The sequence below is a fragment of the Bacillus thuringiensis genome (assembly GCF_001182785.1).
GTDB classification, from domain to species: domain Bacteria; phylum Bacillota; class Bacilli; order Bacillales; family Bacillaceae_G; genus Bacillus_A; species Bacillus_A thuringiensis_S.
The window spans coordinates 2,091,509-2,116,662 of sequence record NZ_CP012099.1 but is presented as its reverse complement, the minus strand read 5'-3'; the positions used below and the strand labels follow the sequence as shown (position 1 = coordinate 2,116,662).

Here is a 25,154-nt window from a genome sequence, read left to right as displayed (position 1 = left end):
GTTACTTTTGTAAATATCTCTCCCTATTTTTTAACAATTCCTTAAACATTAATCCATGTTTTACACTGTATTCCTTAACAACATTTCGGTACAATACAAATACAACGATTTTAAATGAGGTGATGTTCATGGCAAAGCGCTATGAAAATATGGATAATGTTAGTACAAAAAAATCAATTCGCTCTTTTTTACGCTGGCGTAAAGAGCGAAAGCAAAACAAAAAAGATTTTTCTTTCTTAGTAGAACAATCACCCGTTAAACAAAGTGCATTTTTGCAAAGTAATGTTGAAAAAACGACTATCACATGGATTGGGCATTCTACTTTTCTAATCCAAACGAATGGACTTAATATATTAACAGATCCAGTATGGGCCAATAAATTAAAGCTAGTTCCAAGACTTACAGAACCTGGACTCTCTATAGAAGCACTACCTAAAATTGATATTTTCCTTATTTCACATGGTCATTATGATCATTTAGATTTTTCAACTCTTCGTCAGTTGAATGATGATGTTCTATATCTTGTACCTATTGGATTAAAACAATTATTTACTCGTAAGAAATTTAAACATGTAGAAGAGTATAAATGGTGGGAAAGTACGAAAATTAACGAAGTTTCTTTTCACTTCGTACCTGCTCAGCACTGGACGAGAAGATTCTTATTTGATATGAATACGTCTCACTGGGGCGGATGGATTATTGATAATGAAACGACTATGGAAACCATATATTTTTGTGGTGACAGTGGCTATTTCCAAGGTTTCAAAGAAATTGGTGAACGCTTTTTAATTGATATTGCTCTTATGCCCATTGGCGCTTATGAACCAGAATGGTTTATGAAAGTATCTCATGTTTCACCTGAAGAGGCTGTGCAAGCTTATTTAGATTTAAACGCTACGCATTTTATACCGATGCATTACGGAGCTTTTGCACTCGCCGATGAAACACCTCGTGAAGCAATAACTAGACTTCGAAATAATTGGAATTTGCGCATGTTACCATGGGAACAATTGCATGTACTCTTTTTAGGCCAAACTTTTATTTATAGTAACGCAACAAAAGATAAGCAAGTAAATGAAAAAATTGAAATTTTACATGTGTAACGTAACGACTGATTTTCTATATCCAACATATAATATAGAAAATCCTATAAAGAAACTTTAATCAGTGGGAGTTTCTTTATCCCCACTGATTATTAACCTTCACCAATCGGGCTTTTACGGACAGCCCGCCACCTAACCTCTTTGCTCCAGCTAAATTTTGAGGTGGGAGTTTTACTGTCCGCAAATAGCGGGATAAAGGGTGTTTTCTATGAATGAATATTTACAGACTCGCTATATCATTAGCGGTAGTGCCTGTATAGCTCTTCTTATTTCTTACTTTCTATTTACATAAAAAAGCTACTTGAAATATATTTTCAAGTAGCTTTTTTATTACTCTGCTAAATACATAAACCCGATTGCACCCGGACCTGTATGAGTACTAATTATAGGCGTTGTATAGAAAATTTCTGATTGAGCAAACCCACTCACTTTTTCAACCGCTGCTTTCATACTTTCAGCTAAAGGAATTGCTTTCGCATGCGGAATTGCAACAGCCTTTACAACTTTTCCAGCTGTATCTTGCTCAAATAACTTAGCTAATGTTTTTACAATTTGGCCTTGGCTACGAACTTTCGTTACAGGATTATAAACACCGTCTTCAAGACTAGCAATTGGCTTTATATTAAGTAGCGAACCGACAAACGCTTTTCCTTTACCGATACGTCCACCCTTCACTAAGTTTTCTAATGTATCTACTACTACATATAAACGAGTATTCTTTCTTACTTCATCTACACGTTTTAAAATTTCTTCTAGTGAGCGTCCTTCATTTGCCATTTTTGCAGCTTCAATTACTTGATATGCTAAAGCATGTGTAATAAATTGAGAATCAACAACTGTTACTTTTGTATCGGTCATTGATGCAGCACTATTTGCAGTTGCTACAGTACCACTCATTCCACTTGTCATATGAATGGAAAGTACTTCACTTCCATCTTCGCCTAACTTGTCATACATTTCTACAAATGTACCCATTGCTGGTTGTGATGTTTTTGGTAGTTCCTCTGATTTAAGCATTTCTTCAATAAATTCATCTGGTTGTAGATCAACGCGATCTAAATATGTTTGTCCATTTACAGAGATTGATAATGGTAGAACATGAATGTCATACTTCTCGATTACCTCTTGTGATAAATCTGCTGTTGAATCTGTTACAATTTTAATTTTTTGCATATTATATTCTTCCCTTTCCAATACGCTCTCCTTGTTATTATACTAGTATTCCCACTGCTTTCAACAATTTGGAACGAAATTTCATCAAATTAATTATATTTTTATATCTAAAATGAAAAAGACAGAGCTCCTAACCCTGTCTCTACTCTATATCATGCATTTTTTTCAAGAGTATTTGTTTTATATACATTTAAATAATCGTTCCACTTCAAACAATTTTGTAAATATTCACGGAAAGAATATGAAAATCTTGGATGTTTTTGTTTTTGAATTTTTGCAATAAATAATTGAAGACGAGACTGAATTAGAAACGATAATGGATGCTGTGCCTGTAGGACAGGGATTTCGAATATTTTAATACAATCCCCTGTTGAATGAGTGAAATAAAAACTTTTCGTAATCACAATATCAATCCTCTTTTTCATTGGATTTTTGAACTTCCTCTACTTTGCGCTGTAAGACGTTGTTTAAAGTGGAGTAAAATCAGACTTATATGATTTCTGTAGTCCTTATGGCTAGAAGATTTATACTCTATTCATCTCCACCTAATCCATCTTCCCGTCCTAAATATCCCTGAGACGGGAATCTCATTATCCATCAATTGTTTAATACATTTAGTATAAGCTTATAAAAGCGCAAAGTTTGTCTAAATTTTGGAGATTCTATAATTTTTTTCTTCTATATATTGTATACGTTTATAGCTATAGTATAACAAATAAATAAAAAAGTGCCTTTATAACGAGGCACTTTTCGACTGCATTTCTTCTCTTTTCTTTTTTCTCTTACTAACAACCTTTGATAAAGCAATACTTACTTCATAAATACAAATAAGCGGCACCGCAACTAAACTATGAGATAAAAAGTCAGGCGGTGATATGCAAGATGCAATGATAATCAATGCTACGTATGCATATCTTCTTATTTTTATTAAAAATTCCGCCGTAAGTATTCCAATACTAGTTAAAAACATTACAACGACTGGCAATTCAAAAATCACAGCAAATGGAACTGTTAAATTAAGTACAAAATGAAAATACTTTTCTGTCGTAAACATCGTATTAAACATTTCATTACCTATTGTAGTTAAAAAGTGAAATAGAAACGGCATTACAATAAAGTATCCAAAACATAAACCTGCGATAAATAATATAGACAATACCGGTATATACATTATTGTCATCTTTTGTTCATTTGGATGTAAACCCGGTTTTACAAATAACCAAATTTGTATAGCAGCAAAAGGAATTGTACAAACGATAGCAAATACTGTAGCAATCGAGAAAAAAATCCACAATACATCACTTGGACCGAGAACAGTTAATTTCATTGGTAAATCTTTTACAAGCCAAAAATAAATATCCTTTGTAAAAGTAAATCCAATAATTAAAAATAGTACAAAGGATAACACCGTATATATTACTCTTTTTCGAAGCTCAACAATATGTTCTACTACGCTCATTTCCCGATCTTCCATCTCGTTCACCACACTTTATTTATCCATTACAAGGAAAATACATTACAGTTTTTCTTTCTTTTCCTTTTCTTGAAATGCGTCATCTGTCAATTCTTTCGTTGATTTTTTAAACTCTTTTAACGTTTCCCCTAAAGCCTTCCCGATTTCCGGCAATTTTTTAGGTCCAAATAAAATGAGTACTGCTACTAAAATTAAAATTAACCCTGGAAAGCCAATATTTGAAAACATTTCCCCATCCCCTTTATTAGTAGTTTCCTTGTCCTACTATTACATAATTTTATTTTGTCAAAAAAGTTTGAAAACGTCAACAAATCCATTGCCTTTTGTCAAAAAAATTCAAAAATATAATCAATTATACAAATTTCATTTTCTATTGCTCTTGTGTATGATATGGTAAGGGAAATGACATATTATTTTATGATAGTAGAAAGGATTTGCATTATGACTGAAAAAATGACACGAATGACCCAATTTGTAAAAGAAGAAATTGCAAATGCAATTACACATGGTATCGGTGCCATTTTAAGCATCCCTGCCTTAATCATATTGATTATTCATGCTTCTAAGCACGGTACCTCATCAGCTGTAGTCGCATTTACTGTTTATGGTGTAAGCATGTTCTTACTGTACTTGTTTTCAACATTGCTACATAGCATTCATCATCCTAAAGTAGAAAAAATATTTACTATTTTAGATCATTCAGCCATTTACTTATTGATTGCTGGCACGTATACTCCTTTTCTACTTATTACACTTCGTGGCCCATTAGGATGGACGTTGCTTGCTATAATTTGGACACTTGCAATCGGAGGTATCGTCTTCAAAATCTTCTTTGTACGTCGCTTTATAAAGGCATCAACTTTATGTTACATCATTATGGGCTGGCTCATAATCGTTGCCATTAAACCACTTTATGAAAATCTAACTGGACATGGTTTTTCACTGCTTTTAGCAGGTGGAATTTTATATTCTGTCGGAGCTATATTCTTCCTTTGGGAAAAGCTACCTTTCAACCATGCCATATGGCACCTGTTCGTTTTAGGTGGTAGTGCGATGATGTTCTTCTGTGTACTCTTTTACGTCTTACCTACAGCATAATAAAAAAGGTTTCAGCTTATAGTAAACTGAAACCTTTTTTATTACTTATGTAATTGTGATGCGATAACTTCCTGTGTATGCTTCGTTAATTCTTTAATATCCATATTCGCATACTCTTCAGGTGTAATCGGCTTAGAAATTGTTACTGTTGCATGAGCTGACTTCATACGATTTCCATTCGCTTCAAACATCTTATATGTACCATCTAACGTTACAGGTAAAATTGCTACACCTGACTTTACTGCAAGATGGAAACTACCAGCCTTAAACTCTCCAACTTCGCCACCTTTACTTCTCGTTCCTTCTGGGAAAATTACGATAGAATGTCCATTCTTTAATAGTTCGATTCCATCTTTAATTGCTTTAAGAGATTGACGACGATCGCTACGATCCATAAATACACAATTCATAAGTTCCATCCAAGTTGGTACAACTGGGAACTTTTTAATCTCTGCTTTTGACACGAATCCAATTGGTTTATTTAAGTAACCTAGTAAAACAGGGATATCCATATTACTTTGGTGATTACTTACAACTAGTACCGGCTTGTCTTTCGGAACATTTTCAAGCCCTTTCACTTCTACTGTCCCTCCAGCTACACGTACCATTTTCTTACCAAACCAATTTGTCGTTTTGTACACAGCATTATCTTTTTCTTTTGGCGCCATCGTATTTACTTGTCTTTTAAGACGCCACATTCTCGGTGTAATCGCAATTACAATTAAAATTAAATAAAAGATTTTAAAAAACGTTTGAATCATACAGAACCCCCACCTATTATCATTCCGACCTTCATTATACTAGACAAACGAAGGAAAAAGAAGAAAAAAAGTCCAAACATCAAGTGTTCGGACTTTTTAAGCATTCTATATTAGAAACGTTTTGCTAATTCACGAGCATTAGCAATTGCCGCTTCTTTAATTTCTTGTGCTTTTTCAGGGTTTGCATTCATACCTTCAACTGCAATATAATCAGTATCATTTACACCGACAAATCCTAATACAGTTTTTAAGTGATTGCGTCCGAAGTCTACAGCTGCGTATGCTCCTTCAGAATATACGCCACCTGTTGCTTGAATGTGAAGTGCTTTTTTACCTTCTAATAAGCCAACTGGACCATTTTCAGTATATTTGAATGTTTTACCTGCGATTGCTACGTTATCTAAGTATGCTTTTACTACTGGTGGATAGCTAAAGTTCCACATTGGAGTTACGAATACATAACGATCTGCATGCATAAATGTTTCTAAGTTTGTGTTCATTGCTGCTACTTTTTGTTGTTGAGCTTCCGTTAAAGTTTCAAAGCCTTCACCTGCTGCAAATTTACCCCAAGCAGCAAATACATCTGCATCGATTGCTGGTACAGTAGTATTGAATAGATCAATTGTTACAACTTCGTCTTGTGGATGCTCGTTTTTATAAGCCTCGATGAAAGCTTCCCCTACTGCCATTCCGAAAGAACCTTCTGCTGAATTTGGATTTGCTGTGATAAATAGTACTTTTGTCATTGTATTCTCTCCCTTTTCTCTCTTTATCTTTAATTCAAGATTTGTTTTTTAAAAGTTAATAACTTACCTTATGTAAGTATAATACAAAAAGTTTTAATCAATGTCAATAAAAAATAGCTACTTTTTTTTCGTAAGTTAATGATTTATTTTGTTTCTCTAAAATTTAGTATACAGATATTAAGAATTCTCATACAAAAAGGCTACCTCTATAAATTATAGAGGTAGCCTTTTATTACATATTATTTTTGAAAAACATGTTTTACTTTTTCAGCTGGAATGTTACTTCCGCCTCTACCTTTTACATCTTCAATCATCATTGTAATGACCATATCTGGCGAATTCAAATCAAATGCAGCGAACCAGCCTAGTTCTTTTCCTTCGGCTTCTTTAGATACTTTTAATTCCGCTGTACCTGTTTTTCCAGCAAGAGTCATTCCATCAATCTTAGCAATTTTCCCTGTACCATCCGGATCATTAATTACTTTCGTCATAGCAGTTTTTAATATATCCTGATTTCCTTTAGAAATTACATTTTCTTTCCAAGCTTTTGGTTGTTTATCTGTTTTAATAATATACGGTGATGGAATCGTTCCATCATTTACAATTGGCGCATACGTTAAAGCTAAATGAAGAGGAGTCATTAATACTTGTCCTTGTCCATATCCTGTATCTGCCATTTGAATATCATTTTTAATACCGTCATTTGCAATTTTAGAAGCAGGGAATCCATATTCAATTGGTAGTTTCTCATCGAATCCAAATTTTTTCGCTTCACTCATAAACTTGTCTTTTCCGATTTTCAACGCTTCTTGTGCGAAGTAAATATTATCCGAGTATTTCATCGCCTTATCAAAATCAATCGGATTTGCATCTTTCACACGCGTTACATAATAATTACCCCAAGAAGAATCTTTTGTCCATTTTAACCCTTCAATTTTTAACTCTTCTTTTGGATCGATCGTTTTCGTTTCAAGACCAATTGCAGCTGTAATTGGTTTAAATACAGAACCTGGTACCGATAATTGTGTAAAGCGATTCGTCATCGGTTTTTTCGGATCATTATTCCAAGCTTCGCGTTGCGCTTTCGATGTTCCTCGTGCAATTAAATTAGGATCATATGCTGGACTACTTACTAGTGCAATTGTTTCTCCACTTTTCGGATTAATTGCTGCACTTGAACCAGCTTCGCCCTTCATTTCATTGTAAGTTTTTTCTTGAACAGCACTATCAATAGTTAAAGTTACGTTTTCTCCATCAACAGCATCTGTTTTTGCCAAGTTTTTAATTTCTTTTCCTTGTGCATCTTCTACAAAGACACGGCCACCTTTTTTACCGCGTAGCTTTTCCTCTAATACTTGCTCTAAACCAGCTTTACCAACTGGATCATCAGCTTGATAGCCTTTCTTTTGAAGCGTTTTTAAATCTTCAGCATTTACCTTTCCGATATAACCAGTTAGATGAGCTGCCGCTTCCCCTAATGGATATGTACGAACATTTACAGGTTTTGTTGAAACACCTGCTAAATCAATATACGTATTTTGCGTTGCCCCTTCAGGCAAAATTCCAATTGGTACGAGATACCCTGGTTTTACCCATTTAGCAGCTAATTTTTGATCAATTTCTTCTACAGTCATATTTAACAACTTCGCTACTGTCTCTTTCGTTTGCGGAGCAGTATCGTCTAATTTTTCTGGAACTATTCCAATTTCAGAAGCTTTCCCATTCGTTGCAAGACCTTTTCCATTACGATCGTATATTTCACCACGTTTTGGCTGTGTCGTCTGCATACGCACTTTACTATCTTTCGTCATGCCAGGGAAAATAAAATCAGGAGTCCAATCTATTTTCCAAGATTCTTTATCTCCATCTTTTTCTTTCACCATTTTTGCTTCATGGCCAAAAGTAACTTTACCACCAACTGTATCCATGCTTACTTTAAAAGGAACAGGGCCTTCATCTTTTTTATCTTCTTTTACTTCCCCTGTTTCTACCTTTAAGTCGTTCACTTCGATACCAGAATAAATTTTTTCATATTTCTCAGTAAACTCTTTCTTTGAAATATCTTTTTTTGCATTTTTTGATAGTTGATCATACATATCTGCAAATTTTTGTTTATTCCATGCTTTTACATATGTATCAAACGCTTCTTGTGGTTTTTCTTCTTTACCGCATCCAACTAACATGAATGTTAAGCAAAGAAAAAGAATCCCCCATATCTTTCTCAATCCATTCTCCTCCTCTTTCTATATTAGTACTTTTGCAAATTTTAGCATTTTTTACATGCTACCTATCATTATAGCACTATCGAATCTCATCTATAAACTTATATTGGTGAATATAAATAAAAAGATTGATGCGAATTCTCACATCAATCTTTTTTATTATTGTTGTTTCTCATATACGTGGTAATAATACGTATACGGGTTTTTTTCATCCGTTAAACCTTTTTCTACAAAAATCTCTTCCCAATTTGTCATATCTATTTCTGGGAAGAATGTATCTCCTTCAAATGCATGATGGATTTTTGTTATATATAACTTGTCTACATAAGGTAAAAAGAGATCGTAAATTTGCGCTCCGCCAAAAATAAAAATCTCTTCTTCATTTTTACATAGTTCGAATACTTCTTCTACAGAATGAACAACTTCACATCCTTCAACGTGATATCCTTCATTACGAGTTACAATAATATTACGTCTTCCAGGCAGCGGTCTACCAATCGCTTCATAGTTCTTTCTTCCCATAATAAGCGGGTGACCCATCGTTGTTTTCTTCACGTATTGTAATTCACTCGGTAAACGCCAAGGTAAATTATTATCTTTACCGATTACTCTATTTTCGTCCATTGCGACCATAAATGAAACAATCATTTTTTCATCTCCTCTACAATTATACTGCAACCGGTGCTTTAATTGCTGGATGTGGATCATATCCTTCAATCGTTAAATCTTCCATTTCAAAATCGAAAACAGATTTCACATCTGGATTTAATGTAAGTTTCGGGAATGGACGTGGTTCACGTGCCAATTGCTTTTCTACTTGTTCAAAATGATTTGTATAAATATGTGCATCACCAATTGTATGAACAAATTCCCCTACTTCAAGACCACATTCATGTGCAATTAGATGTGTTAGTAGTGAATAACTTGCGATGTTAAATGGTATTCCAAGGAATATGTCACCACTTCTTTGATATAGCTGACAAGAAAGCTTTCCGTCCGCTACATAAAACTGGAATAATGTATGACAAGGGGGTAATGCCATACTTGGTACGTCTTCAGGATTCCAAGCAGAAACGATTAAACGACGTGAGTCTGGTGTTTTTTTAATCATTTCAATTACATCTTTTAATTGATCAAGTGTCTCACCAGCTGTCGTTTTCCAAGCTCGCCACTGTTTACCGTAAACGTCTCCTAAATAACCATATTTATTTGAGAAATCATCATCTTCTAAAACTTTCTTTTTAAACAATTCCATCTGCTCATCGTACTGTACTTTAAATTCTTCATCTTGTTGTGAGCGAAGACCAAAATCCGTCATGTCAGGACCAGTATACTCATCACTTTCTACCCAGCTCTTAAACGCCCATTCATTCCAAATGTTATTATTATGCTGCAATAAATAGCGAATATTTGTATCACCTTTCATAAACCAAAGTAGTTCACTTGCTACAAGGCGAAATGGTACTCTTTTTGTCGTTAATAAAGGAAATCCTTTACTCAAATCAAAACGCATTTGATATCCAAATACAGATACAGTTCCTGTCCCTGTACGATCTTCTTTCTTCGTACCATGTTCCATTACATGGCGGCATAAATTTAAGTAGTCATTTTCAGCATGTTTCATATGTAGGAAAACCTTCTTTCAATCGTATATGCAATTTATCATAACATGAAAAATGGTAAATTTAATAATCCTAATTAATAAAATTTCTTCCGCTAATTCTTACAAAATTATTAACTTTCCAAATTTAAAAAGGTTTTCATTTTCTATTACCGAAAGTATAGTGCGGTAGAACAAAATTTATATTTGGAGGTTAGAAGTATGTCTAAAATTGAAACGCCTGTTATGACTTCTTTACAAACAACGGTTGAAAAAATGATGAAGAATTTAAATGTTCCTGGTGCTGCTGTAGCTGTTATAAAAGACGGTGAAGTTATTATTTCAGAAGGTTTCGGCTATCGTAATATAGAAACAAAAGAGGCTGTTACACCGAATACCCGGTTCGCAATCGGTTCCTCAACGAAAGCGTTTGGCACACTTTCATTAAGCTTGTTAGCACAGCAAAAAAAGTTTAATTGGGATACTCCTATCCATTCTTATATACCTAACTTTACTTTATCTGAACTACTTGCTAGCTCACAAGTTACAGGACGGGATTTAGCTTCTCATCGAACTGGAGTGAGTCGTCATGATGCTCTTTGGTACAACTCTTCCTTATCTCGACAAGATCTCGTTGAAAAAATAAAACATTTACCACTTGATGCACCGTTCCGGACTGCATTTCTATATAACAACTTAATGTATGCAACAATTAGCTGCATTGTTGAAAACATTACAAATCAAACGTGGGAGCAATATACTACAGAACATATTTTAGAACCTTTAAATATGAGACATACAAACTTCTCTGTTAACGATTCACAAACTACAGATGATTACGCTTTACCTTACATTGAAAATGACGGTGAAATAAAAGTAGTTCCATTCCGTAACATCGATACAGTTGGCGCTGCTGGGTGTATTAATTCTACAATTGAAGATATGGCAAATTGGGTACTTCTCCACTTAAACGAAGGAAAATTTGGAGATCATGAATTAATCTCCTCTGAATTATTACAACAAATGTATACACCACACAATTCAATTCCAGACCAACCCGTTTTATCACTCCCTGAATCTCCATTAAATAGTTACGGTCTTGGTTGGTTTATTAGCGCTTATCGTGGTAAAAAAGTAATTCATCATGGCGGTAATATCGATGGATTTTCAGCACTTGTTTCATTCATACCAACAGAAAACATAGGCCTTGTCATTTTAACGAATGCTGGAGGAACATTACTTCCTACTTATCTCGCTAATCAAATTTATGACGAACTACTTGAATTAGAATCCATTGATTGGCATAAACGTGCTGTAGAAGATACTAAAAAAATGAAGGAAATGATGAAAGAAGCAACTGAATCGCTCCCTGAACAAATTAAAGGGACTACACCTTCGCACAAGTTAGAGGATTATACTGGTACTTTTGAACATCCTGCATACGGAACATTACAAGTATACAAACGAGATGATTCGTTATATGTACAATTTATGGAAATGGATATTCAATTAGGGCATCATCATTACGACATCTTCTCTGCAAAAGTTGACTTATTCCAAATGAAAATGAGCTTATTATTCGCTTATGAAATGAATGTAAGTGGTAAATTCCCATCCCTTCAGTTACATGTACCAGCTACATTAAGTACTCAGCCGCTTACATTTAAGAAAATTAAATAATTATTTTAATAGAGGGAAGATACACTTCCCTCTATTTTTATATTCTCATCCAAATAAAGGATTTTACGTATAGAACAAGGAATCCTTTTATTTAGTTATTTAAACTATAAGGAGGAAAAGCATTGTACACAGAAATCTTCAAAGAAGTTGTTTCGATTACTCATCACGATTATTCCGGTTGTATTGATAAAAAAGGATGGGATGATCCTACTACATATTTACAAACAATTGAGCAACTAGAGAAGCACAGAGATTTAACACCAGTACAATTCACTGAAATTGTAAATGATTACTTATTAGACTTCAAAGACAATCATATGTTTTTCAAAATGAGCTCTAACGATCAACCTCTTAACAGTGTTGGCTTCCAAGTGAAAAGATACGAAGATCACCTATATATTACATCTACTTCACAAGAAAAAAGAGTGAAAAAAGGACAAACTATCGTTGCATTAGATAATATGAAAATTCCTGAGCTATTAATAAAGTATAAAAAGTATGTAAATGAGAATACATATGAGCGTGAAAAATGGGACTATGTTTTATTAAAATCATCAAATTGTACACTTATAGATAAAGATGGAGTAACCGAAACCATTTCTTTACAAAAATATAAACAAAGCGAATACACACCTATCTATTCATTAAAAAAGTACAATAAAGATACACTCTTAATTACTTTAACTGACTTTGCAAATGCTGCAGCTATTAATCAATTAATCGACTCATACAAAAACGAGCTGGATTCTTTTCAAAACTTAATTATAGATGTGCGATTGAATCGTGGTGGAAGTGATGATGCATTTTTCAACATACTTCCTTACTTATTTGAAGACAAAGAAATTTCTCTTTTCGACTCTTCAAATACAATGCAATTAAATCATACAGAACGAAATTATTATTTACGAATGCAAGACTTCGAAGAAGATTATGATTCTTCAGACGACCTTTCAAAGTTAGTCACCGATATGTTTATTCACGATTTAAAAGAGAATTATAAAAAGGGCCTTGTTACATTTGATACATCTGGACTACCAAAAGAACTTCAAACTTTGAAAATACACGGACGAACAACACCAAGTAGAGTAGCCGTATTAACAGATGTTACATGTGGAAGCTCTGGTGATTCTTTTGTAGAAGCAACAAAAAAATCACCGAAAGTAAAAGTAATAGGTCGTCCTACTGCTGGTTTAAATGATTATTCTAATTTAGCAGTAATGGAATGGGCTGGTACGTTCGCTCTTTACTATCCTACTTCACGGCTTTCTATTATAGATAAAGGCAAAGGAATGTCCGGAATTGGAATACAACCTCATATACATATCCCATGGACTCCGGAACATATACAAGAAGATGTGGATTTAAAGTTAGCATTACAACTACTTCAAAATGAAGAATGGTAAAAAATAAAGGTAGGTGCGAATCACACCTACCTTTTCTATTTCATATCAATCTTATCTGGTTGAAACCAACTTGGTTTTAATAACTCAAAGTTTTTATGATCTTCCAATACAATATGAAGACGCTCTAACGTATCATCCAACATATGTGGTGCTGCTCTTAATGTCCAGACAACTGATGAGAAAACTGTCATGCCAACGTACACCGCATATAATTTCCAGAACTCTTCTGGTATTCTCCTATTAAAGTATCCTTCTATTTGTCCGATTGAATACGGAATACTAATGTCCCTTGCAAATAGTGCAATTTTCACGAAATCATGCAGTGGATCGCCCCAGTCATAACCATTAAAATCAACTACACCTACATAATTCCCATCCCGTACAATTATATTTTCTAAATGAAAATCATCGTGTTGAAATCGATTTGGGCGATCCTTTACATACATTTCATTTTCATCTATAAACTTAATAATTTTATTATCATTTTTTATTTTTATTCCGCATGTTTTGTATGCTTCTAAATATTTACTATGTTTTTTCATTGCTCTTTCATACCATGGAAGTATATCATTAGGCGCTTCATATGTATGCATTTTCGCTAAATCTTTTCCTGCCTCTATGCCAATATCATATTGTTCTTTTGGTGAATACGTAGGCAATAGCTTCTTCGCATCTTCCCCTTCTAAATATGAAAAAATACTATAGCATACACCTTCTTCTTCCAATATACCTATTTCAATTGGCCTTTGTGCCTGTACGTTACGTTTTACCATTTCATTTAAAATTTGAAACTCTATTTTCTTTCTTTCATACTCTTTTATATCTCCTGTCCGAAATAAATATTTTTCATTATTTGCATTCGTAATTACATATTTCTTATCTGGAGAGAAACCTTTAGAAATTTCTTCAATATTCGCTGCATCTTTTACAATTTGTATATTGTTTTGCCGTGCTGTAATTATCTTCATATCTATTCCCCTTACATTTCTGCATTTGGTGTATAGGCTACTTCTACAATAAATCCATTCGGATCGTAAAAATCAATCGTATAGTACCCTTCTGAATAATGATTCATTTCAATTGGACCACGTATTACCTTCACTTTCATACTAGAAAGAAAATCTGCTACTTCATCAACTACTTCTCTATGAATAGCTTGATAACAAATATGTCTAGGCCCTAACGTCCTTACGATTTCCTCATCTACTTCTTTAAAGTATATTTCACTTTCTCCCGTGCTATATGCTACTTCATTTAATTTTCTCCATCCAATTATTGAAAACAGCTTATTATAAAAAGAAATGGATTCCTCTAAATTTGCTACCCAAAATTCAATATGATGAATACCTGCTCGAAGTGTATTCATATTAAGAATACGCTCCTTGTACTACTTGCACAATTTCCATCGACTTATGAACCATATAATCGGGTGCGTCTTTTTTCACTGTTTCAATAACATCATATCCCCAAGATACCCAAATTACGTTTACCCCAGCCTTTTTACATGCTACTACGTCTCTCTGTTCATCACCGACATATAACATATCTTTCTCAGTTATTTTTTTTCGATTTTAAAAATCTTTTTATCATCTTGTCTTTACCGAACAAATTTTTAGAACAATACACTTCTTGTATATTTTCTATATCATTCTTTTGTAAAAATGCTCGAATATGCTCTTCCGAGTTAGATGATATAACCGCAATACCGTATTCTTTTTTATGTAGTTCATCTAATACATCCTTCATTCCATGGAACAAAACGAGATCTTTTATAGCAGGCTGGTATAATTTATAAAACTCCAACGCTAATATCGGTAATTTATACAGTGGTACATCGAGTTGTTTACATCTCTCTGGCATCGTTAATTTACGTAAATGTTCAATTTCTTCTTCCTTTACTGCTTTATACCCATGTTTTTCAGCAAGTTGATTATAAATCGGTACAAATATATTTTGTGAATCTACTAATGTGCCATCAAAGTCAAAAACAATGTATTTTTGCATCTCCATACTCCTTTTGCTTCTTTTTTCTAAACCTATGTTATTCAACAACATAGTTGTCTGTCCCTTCTATAAAAATAAAAAAGAACAAGATTTTCTCTTGTTCTTTTTAAGAAAGCCATTTTGGCGGTACATTCGTATTCCAATAAATATTCCCTAACTCATGATGTCCAGAGTATCCATCATCAAAACGATGATAGTGGAAATTAAAATAATAACCATCTTGCGGTGGATGATCTCTTCTTACATGGAAACGCAATAAGTCATTTCCTGTTTTCGTATCGTAGACGTGAAAAATCTTTTCATTATTTCCACCAGCTGGTCTTTGAGAAATCGCTAATGATTGCAATGACTTCTCTGGTACATCATTGGCAAGTTCAGCAATTGCCTCTTCAATCTTTGGTAATATTACATCTTTAAATTCATCTTCAATTACTGGGCCAATTTTAGTACCAAACTTTTGCATCGACTGTTTTTCTGCTTCTTGCATCGCATAAGTAATAAAAGTATCGGTGGTTAACCTGTCATTCGTTTCTTCATATGTATAGGACGTACTCTCCAAATTTTGTTGCCCAGCTGTGCTCGTAGGCTTGTCCGCAGCTTTGGCATTATCAAGCAATATGGAAGGAGGCGTCACTAAACCAAATGTAAATACGGTAATTAATGCGACTAAGGTTTTTCTAAACCAATTTGGCATTTATGTTCCCTCCCCTTTCACTCATTATTTTTTTATATAACGGTGGTTTCTTCTATTATACAAAATGATTATAATTTTTGCACTTTACAATTTTGTTAACGTTCACATATTTTTCACTTGAATATGAAATTGTAAGATTTCATACAATATTAATACCACAATATTGAGGAGGCACTTGAATGACTTTAGATGTCATGTATTCCGCCGCAAGCATACTCGTTTTAGTATATTTTATTTATCAATGTGTTACAGACTAGAAAAAGAGCCGTCAATGGCTCTTTTTTAATGGTAAAAATACAATCCATACAATTAATAAAATAAAAATAATGCCACCGATCACAGCTGGCAATAAATAAAACTGGAAAAGTATAACTATTACATATAAAAGTATTGCTGGTAGTAGTAAATAACGATCTGCCTTCCATCTTAACAAAAGTAATTTCCCTTCATCACAATATAAATGAAGAAACATCTTATTCGTAAATTCATTCCAATAATCACGTGCATAGCGAGAAATTGCAACTACAGCAAATACGAGAATAATAGCTGTAATCCACCTTGGAGTCATAATTATACTTGCAGTACTGATACATACAATTTGAATATAAAATATTCGTGCAGTACTTGTACGGAAAAATTCTTTCAAAAAAGATTCGACAATACGAGAATCAGCTTTTTTTCCTAATAGTCTTTTAGAGCGCGGAAACATCCACGGTTTTTTATTCGAACTACTCGGTTTAGCCGCATGACCACCAACTTGCATAATTCCGCTCGTCCAGCGCATGCTTTCCTCCTTTTCTTTCTCGATTTCTTTAAAAAAGAACTTTTTATAATTCATTTTCTCTTTTACTAATACACTACTTAAGAAAATTACTAAACCGATAAATAGAATTGAATAAAATGGATTTTTATAAATAAAAAATAAACTAATTCCCAAAAAGGACACGCTCATAGAAAATACTACATTTTTTATAATCCATAAAACCCATCGTTTCCCCACATGTACATGAATAAATCTCGTTAACAACGACAACATAAATCGAAATATAGTAAAGAATACCCAAAATAATAGGACTTGTATCTCTGTTACCTCGATACTTTTCATCAACACCGGTAACATAATAACGACCACTATTATATTCGTTATCGCTATTCGAATAAATGTGTACATCATGCCATACTGGACTAATTTTCGCATATGTGTTGCATACGAAATTAAAAATAAACTATCCGCTTGCTCAAAAAATGAACGAACTCCTCTCGGATATGTTACTAGATAAAATGCTAGTAATCCTAATCCGAAATAAATCGTCTCTTCCATTGATAATTCATTTATCCATAGTGACCTATAATAGATTCCCATAAATATAAGTATTGGAATAATAATATATAACGCGACTGTCCAATCTGTTACCGAACGTATAGACTTCCACTTCCGCCGGAGCTCATGGCGTAATCTTTTATAAAATTGTTGTTTAATCATGTTGTTCACGCCTTACAATTATATCAAAGCAGTCTAGTAATGAGCTACCAGGCATTTCCGCTAACATTTGAATAGATTCTAAATGTCCATCTGCGACTAATGTACCTTGTGAAATGAGTAAAAATCTTTCACAAATTTTTTCAGCCGTATCCAATACGTGCGTACAAAGTAAAATTCCTGCCCCACGCTCTTTTTCTTTATATAAATAAGTTAAAAACTCTTTCGTAGCTACTGGATCTAAACCGATAAAGGGTTCATCAATAATATAAAAATCTGGCTCAGTTAAAAACGCCAATATTAGCATCGATTTTTGTTTCATACCTTTTGAAAACTTTGATAAATACTCATGTTTATGCTTATCCATTCGAAAAGTATGTAATAATTGTTCCGCTCTTTCTTCCCAGTTTCCCATTTCACTTCCACGAGCAGCCATTAATAATTCAATATGTTCCCAGAACGTCAAGTAATCATAGTATGTTGGATGTTCTGGCACATATGCATACGGATTTTTCTTTTCACCGAATGATATTTCACCGTCCATATTTACAAGTAATCCGAGCATCGTTTTTATCGTCGTACTCTTCCCAGCACCATTTGCTCCAATAAGAGCAACTAGTTCACCTTTTTCGATAGAAAAAGCTATATCATGAATTGTTTCTTCGCCTATTTCATATCCAGCTGAGCGGATATTTACTTCTAACATGTCTTTCCCCTCTTTCCATTTCCAATACAATCAAGGAAAAGAATAACATATAACTATCTATATATCATTATAAAATATTTATTTTCATAGCAGGAAAAAACATTTTTTAACAGAATATTAAATGTTTGATTACATTTTATTGGAGTGGATAATATGTCTTTTCAAATTCGTGAAGCAACGATAGATGATATAGACGCACTTTGTTCTTTAACGAAAGAATTAAAAGGTTCCTCTATTTCCTATGAAGATATGAACAATCGATTACAATTCGTACAAATGAGTCCGTTTGATTTTTTATATGTTTACGAAGAAGAAGAAGCTATATTTGGATTGCTTGGATTTCGTATACGTGAAAATTTAGAAGATGTAACACGTTATGGAGAGATTTCAATTATTAGCGTCGATTCTAACATACGACGGAAAGGCATTGGACAAGTGTTGATGGATTATGCAGAGCAATTAGCAAAGAAACATAATTGCATTGGCACATGGCTAGTTAGTGGAACAAAAAGAGTAGAAGCTCATCCTTTTTACAAAAAATTAGGTTATGAAGTAAATGGCTACCGATTTGTAAAACATTTCTAAACTACTTATAATTGAAGGGACTATAACTATGACAAACATTAAAGCAATTTTCATTGATCGTGACGGTACAATTGGTGGTGACACTACAATACATTATCCGGGATCTTTTACATTATTTCCATTCACAAAAACATCCTTGCAAAAACTAAAAGCTAAAAATATAAAAATTTTCTCTTTCACAAATCAACCTGGTATCGCAGATGGAATAGCAACTGTAGCCGATTTTGTACAAGAATTAGAAGGCTTCGGTTTTGATGATATTTATGTATGTCCTCATAAACACGGTGATGGTTGTGAATGTCGTAAACCAAGTACAGGCATGCTGCTTAAAGCAGCAAAAAAACATGGGCTTGATTTAACACAATGTGCTGTAGTTGGTGATCGCTGGACTGATATTGTTGCAGGAGAAAAAGTAAATGCGACTACGATTCTAGTCCGAACAGGAGCTGGGTATGATGCTTTGCATACGTACCGAGACAAATGGGCACATATTGAACCAAACTACATTGCAGATAACTTTGAAGATGCAACAAACTGGGTTTTAAATCAACTATAATACAAATGAAGATTTTGATGCACTCAAAATAATTTAAATCATAGTTAAAATATCCTTTTTGGCAAATAATTTTCTTCCACAAAACGGATTACCTCAAAAGGTAGCAAGTTCCCTTTTGATACGCAAACATTGCAATTCAAATTATATTTTTTATTACTAACAGCAATTAACATAAAGAAGGATTAGCTTAGTGGCTATCCCTTCTTTATTGACTTCTATTATTTACATTTGTTATCTTTTTTTATTGAGTATTCTCATCGTTTTTATACTCCAAAATATCCCCTGGCTGACACTCCAAAGCTTTACATATCGCTTCTAATGTTGAAAAACGAACCGCTTTTGCTTTCCCATTTTTCAAAATAGAAAGATTCGCCATCGTAATTCCAACCTTCTCCGAAAGCTCCGTTACACTCATCTTTCGTTTTGCTAACATGACGTCAATATTAATAATAATTGTCATATCCGCCACCTCAGACCGTCAAATCATTTTCTGATTTTATGTTAATTGCTTCTTGTAGAAGGCGTTGAAGAATAGCAGCAAAAACAGCGATAACGAGCGAAGCAAAAACGATAATAAGTCCCACTAACCCAATAGGAGGGTCCATTTTTTTCGCTATAAAATGAAAAAGTGGCATACCCAATACATACAAACCACTGATTGTAACTGCACAGCGCTTTATATTCTTTAACGACTTTACAGATAATTCCGAGAACGCTGTGTTCTCGTCAATATACTGTAAAAGATTGAAAGCCTGATAAAGAGCAACGTAAAAAGGCACAGCTGCTCCATACATCACAATGAAAACAAGATATTTTATCAGAGTAATATTAGGATACAAATTCGCTGCGAAATTCGCCATTTCCGGCACTAAAAATATGCATAAAGCAAGTACTGCAATTCCAACAAGAAAAATAATTACTTTTAAGAACGTTGTTGAACTTCGTTTAAGATTCATTTACAATACCTCATTTATTTAATGATAACATAATTTTATCACATTATTTATTGTTTAACAATAAATAAATATCGTTTTCATTATGTTTAATTTAGGAAAAAATAAAAAAGAATTTCTCATTACAAAGAAATTCTTTTTCTTGAAAATGTCTCTTTCAACTTAATTTTTTAAAACGTTAATTCGTAATGGAAATAACGATTATCTCTCAAATAACCATTTTCAGCATATAATCGTTGTGCTGATAAATTATCAATCTCTGTTTGCAATTTTACACCTTTTGCTCCATTCTCTAATGCGTATTCTTTAGCAGCTTCTAATAATTTTTTACCTGTTCCGGCTCCACGCTTCGCCGCTTGTACAAATAAATCATTTAAAATCCATAATTCTTTCATTGAAATGGAAGAAAATGATGGATATAGTTGTGTGAACCCAATATATTCGCCGTCTTCAACTGCTACGAAAATAACGGACTCTTTTTTCTCAATTCGATTTCGTAAAAATACTTTTGCACCTTCTAAATCAGAATCCTGCCTATAAAACATGCGATAGTTATTAAAAACTGATGCTAGTCCATCTAAATCTGCAATTGTTGCCTCATATATTCTCATTTTACTCCATTCCCCTTCCAATACTGTCTCATTATATCCGTTGCCCATTTAGGCTGGTGTATTTCTTCTTTCGGCATAAACTCTTTCATTATTGGTTTTATATCCAATATAGGAGTACCATTAATAGCATCTAATCCCTCAACAATAATTGATTTACCTTCTCTTTTGATCACCTTTACAATTGTTACACCTATGCGATTCGGGCGATTTTTTCCGCGCTGTGCAAAAATACCTACTTCAGGATAATCTTTATTATTTCTAGGATGTCTAGCAAAATACTGAATTTGCTCGTCAGTTACTTTATGAAAATAAAAAACAACTTCAATATGGGAAAAATCTTCAATCCCTTGTATACTTTCTTCTGCATACATTTCAGTTAAAGTTATACGGGATCTTACTTCTCCCCACTCATCATCTTTTATTTCCTTTCTTTCATTATGTACAAATGCGATTGGTTGAACTGAAAACATACGCATTCCCCCTTAAATGTAACCACTTACATTATAAAATATTTTCTGAATGTTTTCCAGATATATGAATTAAGTTTACATAATATAATTATAATCTATTTATCTAAAGCTACCTTGACTGCTTCAATTGCATGTATATGGGTCGTATCAAATATCGGGACTGATACGTTTTCTTGTTTTATTAATAAACCTATTTCCGTACAACCTAATATAATTCCTTGTGCTCCTTCTTGTACTAATTCTTCTATAACCCTTTTATAATACTCTCTAGATTGAAATACTATTTTTCCTAAACATAATTCTGTATATATTACTTCGTTTACTTTTTCTCTATTTGTTCCTGATGGTACTATTACTTTTATATCATGCTCTTCAATACGTGACTTATAGAAATCTTGCTCCATTGTATATTTAGTTCCAAGCAGACCAACCTTTTGAATGTCTTTTCTTTTAATTACTTTTGCAGTTGCATCGGCAATATGTAAGACTGGAATATCAATTTTCTCCTTTATTTTTCCAACTACCTTATGCATTGTATTTGTACAAATGATTATAAAGTCTGCTCCTCCCTTCTGTAATGAATACGCCGCATTCGCTAAAACTTCACCTGCTCCATTCCAATCTCCTCTAGACTGGAATCTTTCAATCTCTTCAAAGTCCACACTATTAATCAAACATTTTGCTGAATGTAGCCCTCCTAATCTCTCTTTTATTTCTTCATTAATAATTCGATAATATTCAGAAGTTGATTCCCAACTCATACCACCTATAAGACCTATCGTTTTCATACAAACACCTACCTAAACTATTTTTATGAAACTAATAACAATATTTTATTATGTATATTATATATAATAAAACAAGACTTTAAGTTTGGAATATAAAGTCTTGTTTTAACGGAAATATGGAAATAATAAAGAATAATTCTACTTTCATTTCCAAGGAAATTTTTATAGAATATTCTGAAATTAATAATCTGATGTTTTTATAAATTCTTTATACTTATAATTAAAACACTCTCGATACAGCTCTTTGATTTCATCATATGATGGAACACGTGGGTTATTAGCTGGGCTACCACTTTCAATTGCATCTGATGCCATTTTAGAAATAGCATTTTCAAATTCAATTTCATCGATTCCGTATTCTTTTAAATTTGGAATACGAAGATCAAAGCAAAGTTTTTTTATTTCACCAAGCATGTAGTCTGCTACTTCCTCATCAGAATTCGAATACAAATCCTTATTTAAACTACGTCCAATTTTTGCTAACCTTTTCATTGCACTTGTTTTTGTAAACTCTAACACTGTAGGTAATAGTATGGCATTTGATATACCATGCGGTACATGAAATAATGCTCCCACTGGCCTTGACATTCCATGAACTAATGTAACTGATGCATTAGAAAATGCAATTCCAGCTTGTAAGGAAGCAATCATCATCGCTTCTCTTGCCTCCATATTACGTCCATCTTCATATGCTATACGTAAATATTTCATAATACTTTCAATAGCTGAAAGAGCAAGTACATCTGTAAGTGGTTGTGAAACTTTAGAAATATACGCTTCAATCGCATGACATAATGCATCTATTCCTGTTGCTGCCGTAATTTGTGGTGGTAATGAACTTGTCAAAACTGGATCTATAATTGCTACTTTCGGTATAAAACTAGGATGCTTCATCATCATTTTTACATCTGTTTTTTTATTCGTAATTACTGCTACACTTGTAACTTCCGATCCAGTACCAGAAGTTGTTGGAATTGCAATAAGTGGTAGTGGATTGTTTTCTATATCAATATCCTTTTGGACATAATCCTCAACTTCTCCACCATTTGTATATAAAACCGCTACTGCTTTCGCAGCATCAATACAACTTCCACCACCAATACCGATAATAAAATCACACTTTTCCTCTTTACAAAGAGATAACACTTCTAACACGTGTATATTTGTAGGCTCAGCATCTACTTTATTATATGTACTAACAGTAATACTTTTCTTATTTAGTTGTTGTATACACTTTTCAACATATCCTAATTTCTCCATAATTGTATCAGTAACTATAAAAGCTCTTTTCCCTAACTTTTTTGATTGTTCCCCCAGTTTTTCAAGCGAATTCCTTCCATATAATACCGACTTTGGCATACGAAACTCAGAAACTTCTTGCAAGTACTCCACCCCTTCTTATCCTAATTAATATTTTATGATATAAATTATCGATTTGATGAATCTTTACGATTCGAATGTTTAATAGAGTCCTGTTAAAGTATAGAACGCGATAACTAAAAATACAGCAACCGTTTTCAAAATTGTGATAGCAAATATATCTTTATAGGACTGTTTATGTGTTAATCCTGTTACTGTAAGAATAGTAATAATAGCCCCGTTATGCGGTAGTGTATCCATTCCTCCTGATGCCATTGATACGATACGGTGCATAACTTCTAATGGAATATCAAATTGATTGGCCGCTGCAATAAATTTATCTCCCATTGCGCTTAAAACTATTCCCATACCTCCTGATGCAGAGCCTGTAATTCCAGCTAAAATATTCGTCGTTACTGCACCATTCACTAACGGATTTGTGAAAGTAGCAGAGATACCATCTCTCATAATTGCGAAGCCTGGAAGTGCTGCAATGACACCACCGAATCCAAACTCAGCTCCTGTATTCATCGTTGCAAGTAGCGCTCCACCAATACTTGTATTCAATCCAGCTTGGAAACCTGTTACTACTCGCTTCCAATATAATAATAACGTTGTTAAGATCCCTATAATAAGTGCCAATTCTACAGACCAAATTCCTACTACTGCACTTAATTCTACTTTTCCAAATGCTTTCATACCAATTGCAGAAAAATCAAAACCGCTTGGATACCACTTCGGTATCATAATAGTAAACACTTTATTCATTACACCTACTAAAATAAGTGGTATAAATGCAATAAGTTGTTGTGCTCTTGTGATTTCAATGTTATTAATTAATGGCATATTTTTTTGTTCTAATTGCAAAGATGCTGCCATTTCAGTATTTCCGTCATTAAAACCAAAATATCCTTCACCTGCCGCTTTTGCCTTCTTACGTCTACTCTCTAAATATAGTAAACCTAATGTAAGAACAAAAATTGCTCCTACAATCCCAAGTATCGGTGCAGCATAAATATCTGTTTTAAAAAATGTTGTAGGTATTACATTTTGAATTTGTGGTGATCCAGGTAGTGCATCCATTGTAAACGTTACTGCTCCAAGAACAATCGTTCCAGGGATTAAACGTTTTGGAATATTAGCTTGTCGAAACAACTTAGCTGCGAACGGATAAACAGCAAACACTACTACATACACACTAACACCACTATACGTTAAAATAGCCCCCATTAATACAATCGCTAATACAGTACGTTTTTCACCAACTAACTCAATAATCGTTTTTGCAATAGAATCCGCAATTCCTGACATTTCCACTACTTTTCCAAATATTGCTCCTAATAAAAACACAGGAAAATATAACTTTATAAATCCAACCATTTTCTCCATAAAGATATTAGAAAAGAAAGGTAATACATAACTAGGTTCTGTCAAAAATACTGCAAATAATGCAAATATCGGTGCGAATAAAATAACAGAAAAGCCTCTGTATGCTACGAACATAAGTAAACTTAGTGCTAATAATATAATAACTAACTCCAATTTTACCCCTCCATTAAACAGAATATTCTAAATTTTATTGATAAACTTCTACTAATCTTTTAATTCTGACATCCCTCCTCTTATTCATACAATTTTTTCATGCTAAAAATGTCTAATTATAAATATTCGATTACATATGAAAAATC

General features: G+C 33.4%; 27 protein-coding genes and 1 pseudogene. 6 read left to right on the top strand and 22 right to left on the bottom strand.

What is annotated here, in order from left to right; translation table 11 throughout:
• Window positions 1-128: 128 nt before the first annotated feature.
• Window positions 129-1,103 carry an MBL fold metallo-hydrolase gene (locus AC241_RS11065; protein WP_050843435.1) on the top strand — a complete coding sequence of 325 codons (975 nt, stop codon included), beginning with the start codon at window positions 129-131 and terminating at the stop codon, window positions 1,101-1,103.
• Window positions 1,104-1,433: 330 nt separating this feature from the next.
• Here AC241_RS11065 and AC241_RS11060 read toward each other — a convergent pair whose 3' ends face one another.
• The 4 genes from AC241_RS11060 to AC241_RS11045 all read right to left on the bottom strand — a co-directional run bounded on the left by AC241_RS11060 (window position 1,434) and on the right by AC241_RS11045 (window position 3,978).
• Window positions 1,434-2,276, bottom strand: a complete 843-nt coding sequence (locus AC241_RS11060; RefSeq protein ID WP_050844829.1) for a DegV family protein — start codon at window positions 2,274-2,276, stop codon at window positions 1,434-1,436.
• A 152-nt stretch (window positions 2,277-2,428) separates the two neighbouring features.
• A complete protein-coding gene (locus AC241_RS11055) occupies window positions 2,429-2,680 on the bottom strand; it encodes a DUF2535 family protein (RefSeq protein ID WP_000629012.1) in 252 nt (83 codons plus the stop codon).
• Between the two features lie 329 nt (window positions 2,681-3,009).
• A complete protein-coding gene (gene tatC, locus AC241_RS11050) occupies window positions 3,010-3,750 on the bottom strand; it encodes a twin-arginine translocase subunit TatC (RefSeq protein ID WP_000390119.1) in 741 nt (246 codons plus the stop codon).
• 42 nt (window positions 3,751-3,792) lie between these two features.
• Window positions 3,793-3,978: a twin-arginine translocase TatA/TatE family subunit gene (locus AC241_RS11045; RefSeq protein ID WP_000492442.1), complete on the bottom strand. Its 186-nt coding sequence runs from the start codon at window positions 3,976-3,978 to the stop codon at window positions 3,793-3,795.
• A gap of 213 nt (window positions 3,979-4,191) precedes the next feature.
• Between AC241_RS11045 and trhA the strand changes: the two genes are divergently transcribed.
• Window positions 4,192-4,848, top strand: coding sequence for a PAQR family membrane homeostasis protein TrhA (gene trhA, locus AC241_RS11040; RefSeq protein ID WP_029442213.1), 657 nt, complete (start codon window positions 4,192-4,194; stop codon window positions 4,846-4,848).
• Between the two features lie 41 nt (window positions 4,849-4,889).
• On the opposite strand, the gene AC241_RS11035 is transcribed toward trhA, so the two are convergent.
• From AC241_RS11035 to AC241_RS11015, 5 genes are all read right to left on the bottom strand, one after another.
• Entirely contained in the window at window positions 4,890-5,609 is a 720-nt protein-coding gene (locus AC241_RS11035) for a lysophospholipid acyltransferase family protein (RefSeq protein WP_000616582.1), read from the bottom strand.
• Between the two features lie 110 nt (window positions 5,610-5,719).
• Window positions 5,720-6,355, bottom strand: a complete 636-nt coding sequence (locus AC241_RS11030; RefSeq protein ID WP_000170028.1) for an FMN-dependent NADH-azoreductase — start codon at window positions 6,353-6,355, stop codon at window positions 5,720-5,722.
• A gap of 239 nt (window positions 6,356-6,594) precedes the next feature.
• Window positions 6,595-8,580, bottom strand: coding sequence for a penicillin-binding protein 3 (gene pbpC, locus AC241_RS11025; RefSeq protein WP_048564125.1), 1,986 nt, complete (start codon window positions 8,578-8,580; stop codon window positions 6,595-6,597).
• A gap of 156 nt (window positions 8,581-8,736) precedes the next feature.
• Window positions 8,737-9,225, bottom strand: a complete 489-nt coding sequence (locus AC241_RS11020) for a dihydrofolate reductase (protein WP_016081787.1) — start codon at window positions 9,223-9,225, stop codon at window positions 8,737-8,739.
• A 19-nt stretch (window positions 9,226-9,244) separates the two neighbouring features.
• Window positions 9,245-10,201, bottom strand: coding sequence for a thymidylate synthase (locus tag AC241_RS11015; RefSeq protein ID WP_050843433.1), 957 nt, complete (start codon window positions 10,199-10,201; stop codon window positions 9,245-9,247).
• 198 nt (window positions 10,202-10,399) lie between these two features.
• Between AC241_RS11015 and AC241_RS11010 the strand changes: the two genes are divergently transcribed.
• Together AC241_RS11010 and AC241_RS11005 are read left to right on the top strand one after the other, a co-directional pair.
• Window positions 10,400-11,857: a serine hydrolase gene (locus AC241_RS11010; RefSeq protein WP_050843430.1), complete on the top strand. Its 1,458-nt coding sequence runs from the start codon at window positions 10,400-10,402 to the stop codon at window positions 11,855-11,857.
• 122 nt (window positions 11,858-11,979) lie between these two features.
• The gene (locus tag AC241_RS11005; RefSeq protein WP_050843428.1) at window positions 11,980-13,260 is read left to right on the top strand and encodes a S41 family peptidase; all 1,281 of its coding nucleotides are present in this window, start codon (window positions 11,980-11,982) and stop codon (window positions 13,258-13,260) included.
• 35 nt (window positions 13,261-13,295) lie between these two features.
• Here AC241_RS11005 and AC241_RS11000 read toward each other — a convergent pair whose 3' ends face one another.
• From AC241_RS11000 to AC241_RS10975, 6 genes and pseudogenes are all read right to left on the bottom strand, one after another.
• Window positions 13,296-14,228 (bottom strand): aminoglycoside phosphotransferase family protein, encoded by a 933-nt coding sequence (locus tag AC241_RS11000; RefSeq protein WP_016081792.1) that lies wholly within the window; start codon window positions 14,226-14,228, stop codon window positions 13,296-13,298.
• Window positions 14,229-14,239: 11 nt separating this feature from the next.
• Window positions 14,240-14,626 (bottom strand): VOC family protein, encoded by a 387-nt coding sequence (locus AC241_RS10995; protein WP_029442206.1) that lies wholly within the window; start codon window positions 14,624-14,626, stop codon window positions 14,240-14,242.
• Between the two features lies 1 nt (window position 14,627).
• A pseudogene (locus AC241_RS10990) lies at window positions 14,628-15,264 on the bottom strand (HAD family hydrolase).
• A gap of 106 nt (window positions 15,265-15,370) precedes the next feature.
• Window positions 15,371-15,958, bottom strand: a complete 588-nt coding sequence (locus AC241_RS10985) for a YpjP family protein (RefSeq protein WP_016081794.1) — start codon at window positions 15,956-15,958, stop codon at window positions 15,371-15,373.
• A 268-nt stretch (window positions 15,959-16,226) separates the two neighbouring features.
• A complete protein-coding gene (locus AC241_RS10980) occupies window positions 16,227-17,441 on the bottom strand; it encodes an ABC transporter permease (RefSeq protein WP_050843426.1) in 1,215 nt (404 codons plus the stop codon).
• Window positions 17,434-18,144, bottom strand: a complete 711-nt coding sequence (locus AC241_RS10975; RefSeq protein WP_050843424.1) for an ABC transporter ATP-binding protein — start codon at window positions 18,142-18,144, stop codon at window positions 17,434-17,436. The genes AC241_RS10980 and AC241_RS10975 overlap by 8 nt, the downstream gene beginning before the upstream one ends.
• 153 nt (window positions 18,145-18,297) lie before the next feature.
• Between AC241_RS10975 and AC241_RS10970 the strand changes: the two genes are divergently transcribed.
• Together AC241_RS10970 and AC241_RS10965 are read left to right on the top strand one after the other, a co-directional pair.
• On the top strand, window positions 18,298-18,729 hold the full coding sequence (locus AC241_RS10970; RefSeq protein WP_000009776.1) for a GNAT family N-acetyltransferase: 432 nt from the start codon (window positions 18,298-18,300) through the stop codon (window positions 18,727-18,729).
• A 28-nt stretch (window positions 18,730-18,757) separates the two neighbouring features.
• Window positions 18,758-19,285 (top strand): HAD-IIIA family hydrolase, encoded by a 528-nt coding sequence (locus AC241_RS10965; protein WP_000181784.1) that lies wholly within the window; start codon window positions 18,758-18,760, stop codon window positions 19,283-19,285.
• A 241-nt stretch (window positions 19,286-19,526) separates the two neighbouring features.
• Here the strand turns inward: AC241_RS10965 and AC241_RS10960 are convergent, their stop codons facing one another.
• From AC241_RS10960 to AC241_RS10930, 7 genes are all read right to left on the bottom strand, one after another.
• The gene (locus tag AC241_RS10960) at window positions 19,527-19,745 is read right to left on the bottom strand and encodes a helix-turn-helix domain-containing protein (RefSeq protein WP_000152534.1); all 219 of its coding nucleotides are present in this window, start codon (window positions 19,743-19,745) and stop codon (window positions 19,527-19,529) included.
• Window positions 19,746-19,755: 10 nt separating this feature from the next.
• Window positions 19,756-20,241 (bottom strand): DUF2975 domain-containing protein, encoded by a 486-nt coding sequence (locus AC241_RS10955; RefSeq protein WP_050843422.1) that lies wholly within the window; start codon window positions 20,239-20,241, stop codon window positions 19,756-19,758.
• 167 nt (window positions 20,242-20,408) lie between these two features.
• Entirely contained in the window at window positions 20,409-20,849 is a 441-nt protein-coding gene (locus tag AC241_RS10950) for a GNAT family N-acetyltransferase (RefSeq protein ID WP_001223866.1), read from the bottom strand.
• Window positions 20,846-21,319, bottom strand: a complete 474-nt coding sequence (locus AC241_RS10945) for an SAM-dependent methyltransferase (protein ID WP_000493252.1) — start codon at window positions 21,317-21,319, stop codon at window positions 20,846-20,848. The genes AC241_RS10950 and AC241_RS10945 overlap by 4 nt, the downstream gene beginning before the upstream one ends.
• A 95-nt stretch (window positions 21,320-21,414) precedes the next feature.
• A complete protein-coding gene (locus tag AC241_RS10940) occupies window positions 21,415-22,107 on the bottom strand; it encodes an aspartate/glutamate racemase family protein (RefSeq protein WP_043936555.1) in 693 nt (230 codons plus the stop codon).
• Between the two features lie 180 nt (window positions 22,108-22,287).
• Entirely contained in the window at window positions 22,288-23,490 is a 1,203-nt protein-coding gene (locus tag AC241_RS10935) for an iron-containing alcohol dehydrogenase (protein WP_050843420.1), read from the bottom strand.
• Window positions 23,491-23,568: 78 nt separating this feature from the next.
• Window positions 23,569-25,008 (bottom strand): GntP family permease, encoded by a 1,440-nt coding sequence (locus AC241_RS10930; protein WP_050843418.1) that lies wholly within the window; start codon window positions 25,006-25,008, stop codon window positions 23,569-23,571.
• Window positions 25,009-25,154: the final 146 nt, after the last annotated feature.

What these genes read in the sequence shown, in the direction of transcription:
- AC241_RS11065 (WP_050843435.1), top strand. Translation starts at nt 129, where the DNA reads ATGGCAAAGCGCTATGAAAATATGGATAATGTTAGTACAAAAAAATCA.
- AC241_RS11060 (WP_050844829.1), bottom strand. Translation starts at nt 2,276, where the DNA reads ATGCAAAAAATTAAAATTGTAACAGATTCAACAGCAGATTTATCACAA.
- tatC (WP_000390119.1), bottom strand. Translation starts at nt 3,750, where the DNA reads ATGGAAGATCGGGAAATGAGCGTAGTAGAACATATTGTTGAGCTTCGA.
- AC241_RS11045 (WP_000492442.1), bottom strand. Translation starts at nt 3,978, where the DNA reads ATGTTTTCAAATATTGGCTTTCCAGGGTTAATTTTAATTTTAGTAGCA.
- trhA (WP_029442213.1), top strand. Translation starts at nt 4,192, where the DNA reads ATGACTGAAAAAATGACACGAATGACCCAATTTGTAAAAGAAGAAATT.
- AC241_RS11035 (WP_000616582.1), bottom strand. Translation starts at nt 5,609, where the DNA reads ATGATTCAAACGTTTTTTAAAATCTTTTATTTAATTTTAATTGTAATT.
- AC241_RS11030 (WP_000170028.1), bottom strand. Translation starts at nt 6,355, where the DNA reads ATGACAAAAGTACTATTTATCACAGCAAATCCAAATTCAGCAGAAGGT.
- AC241_RS11020 (WP_016081787.1), bottom strand. Translation starts at nt 9,225, where the DNA reads ATGATTGTTTCATTTATGGTCGCAATGGACGAAAATAGAGTAATCGGT.
- AC241_RS11015 (WP_050843433.1), bottom strand. Translation starts at nt 10,201, where the DNA reads ATGAAACATGCTGAAAATGACTACTTAAATTTATGCCGCCATGTAATG.
- AC241_RS11010 (WP_050843430.1), top strand. Translation starts at nt 10,400, where the DNA reads ATGTCTAAAATTGAAACGCCTGTTATGACTTCTTTACAAACAACGGTT.
- AC241_RS11000 (WP_016081792.1), bottom strand. Translation starts at nt 14,228, where the DNA reads ATGAAGATAATTACAGCACGGCAAAACAATATACAAATTGTAAAAGAT.
- AC241_RS10995 (WP_029442206.1), bottom strand. Translation starts at nt 14,626, where the DNA reads ATGAATACACTTCGAGCAGGTATTCATCATATTGAATTTTGGGTAGCA.
- AC241_RS10985 (WP_016081794.1), bottom strand. Translation starts at nt 15,958, where the DNA reads ATGCCAAATTGGTTTAGAAAAACCTTAGTCGCATTAATTACCGTATTT.
- AC241_RS10980 (WP_050843426.1), bottom strand. Translation starts at nt 17,441, where the DNA reads ATGATTAAACAACAATTTTATAAAAGATTACGCCATGAGCTCCGGCGG.
- AC241_RS10975 (WP_050843424.1), bottom strand. Translation starts at nt 18,144, where the DNA reads ATGTTAGAAGTAAATATCCGCTCAGCTGGATATGAAATAGGCGAAGAA.
- AC241_RS10970 (WP_000009776.1), top strand. Translation starts at nt 18,298, where the DNA reads ATGTCTTTTCAAATTCGTGAAGCAACGATAGATGATATAGACGCACTT.
- AC241_RS10965 (WP_000181784.1), top strand. Translation starts at nt 18,758, where the DNA reads ATGACAAACATTAAAGCAATTTTCATTGATCGTGACGGTACAATTGGT.
- AC241_RS10960 (WP_000152534.1), bottom strand. Translation starts at nt 19,745, where the DNA reads ATGACAATTATTATTAATATTGACGTCATGTTAGCAAAACGAAAGATG.
- AC241_RS10955 (WP_050843422.1), bottom strand. Translation starts at nt 20,241, where the DNA reads ATGAATCTTAAACGAAGTTCAACAACGTTCTTAAAAGTAATTATTTTT.
- AC241_RS10950 (WP_001223866.1), bottom strand. Translation starts at nt 20,849, where the DNA reads ATGAGAATATATGAGGCAACAATTGCAGATTTAGATGGACTAGCATCA.
- AC241_RS10945 (WP_000493252.1), bottom strand. Translation starts at nt 21,319, where the DNA reads ATGTTTTCAGTTCAACCAATCGCATTTGTACATAATGAAAGAAAGGAA.
- AC241_RS10940 (WP_043936555.1), bottom strand. Translation starts at nt 22,107, where the DNA reads ATGAAAACGATAGGTCTTATAGGTGGTATGAGTTGGGAATCAACTTCT.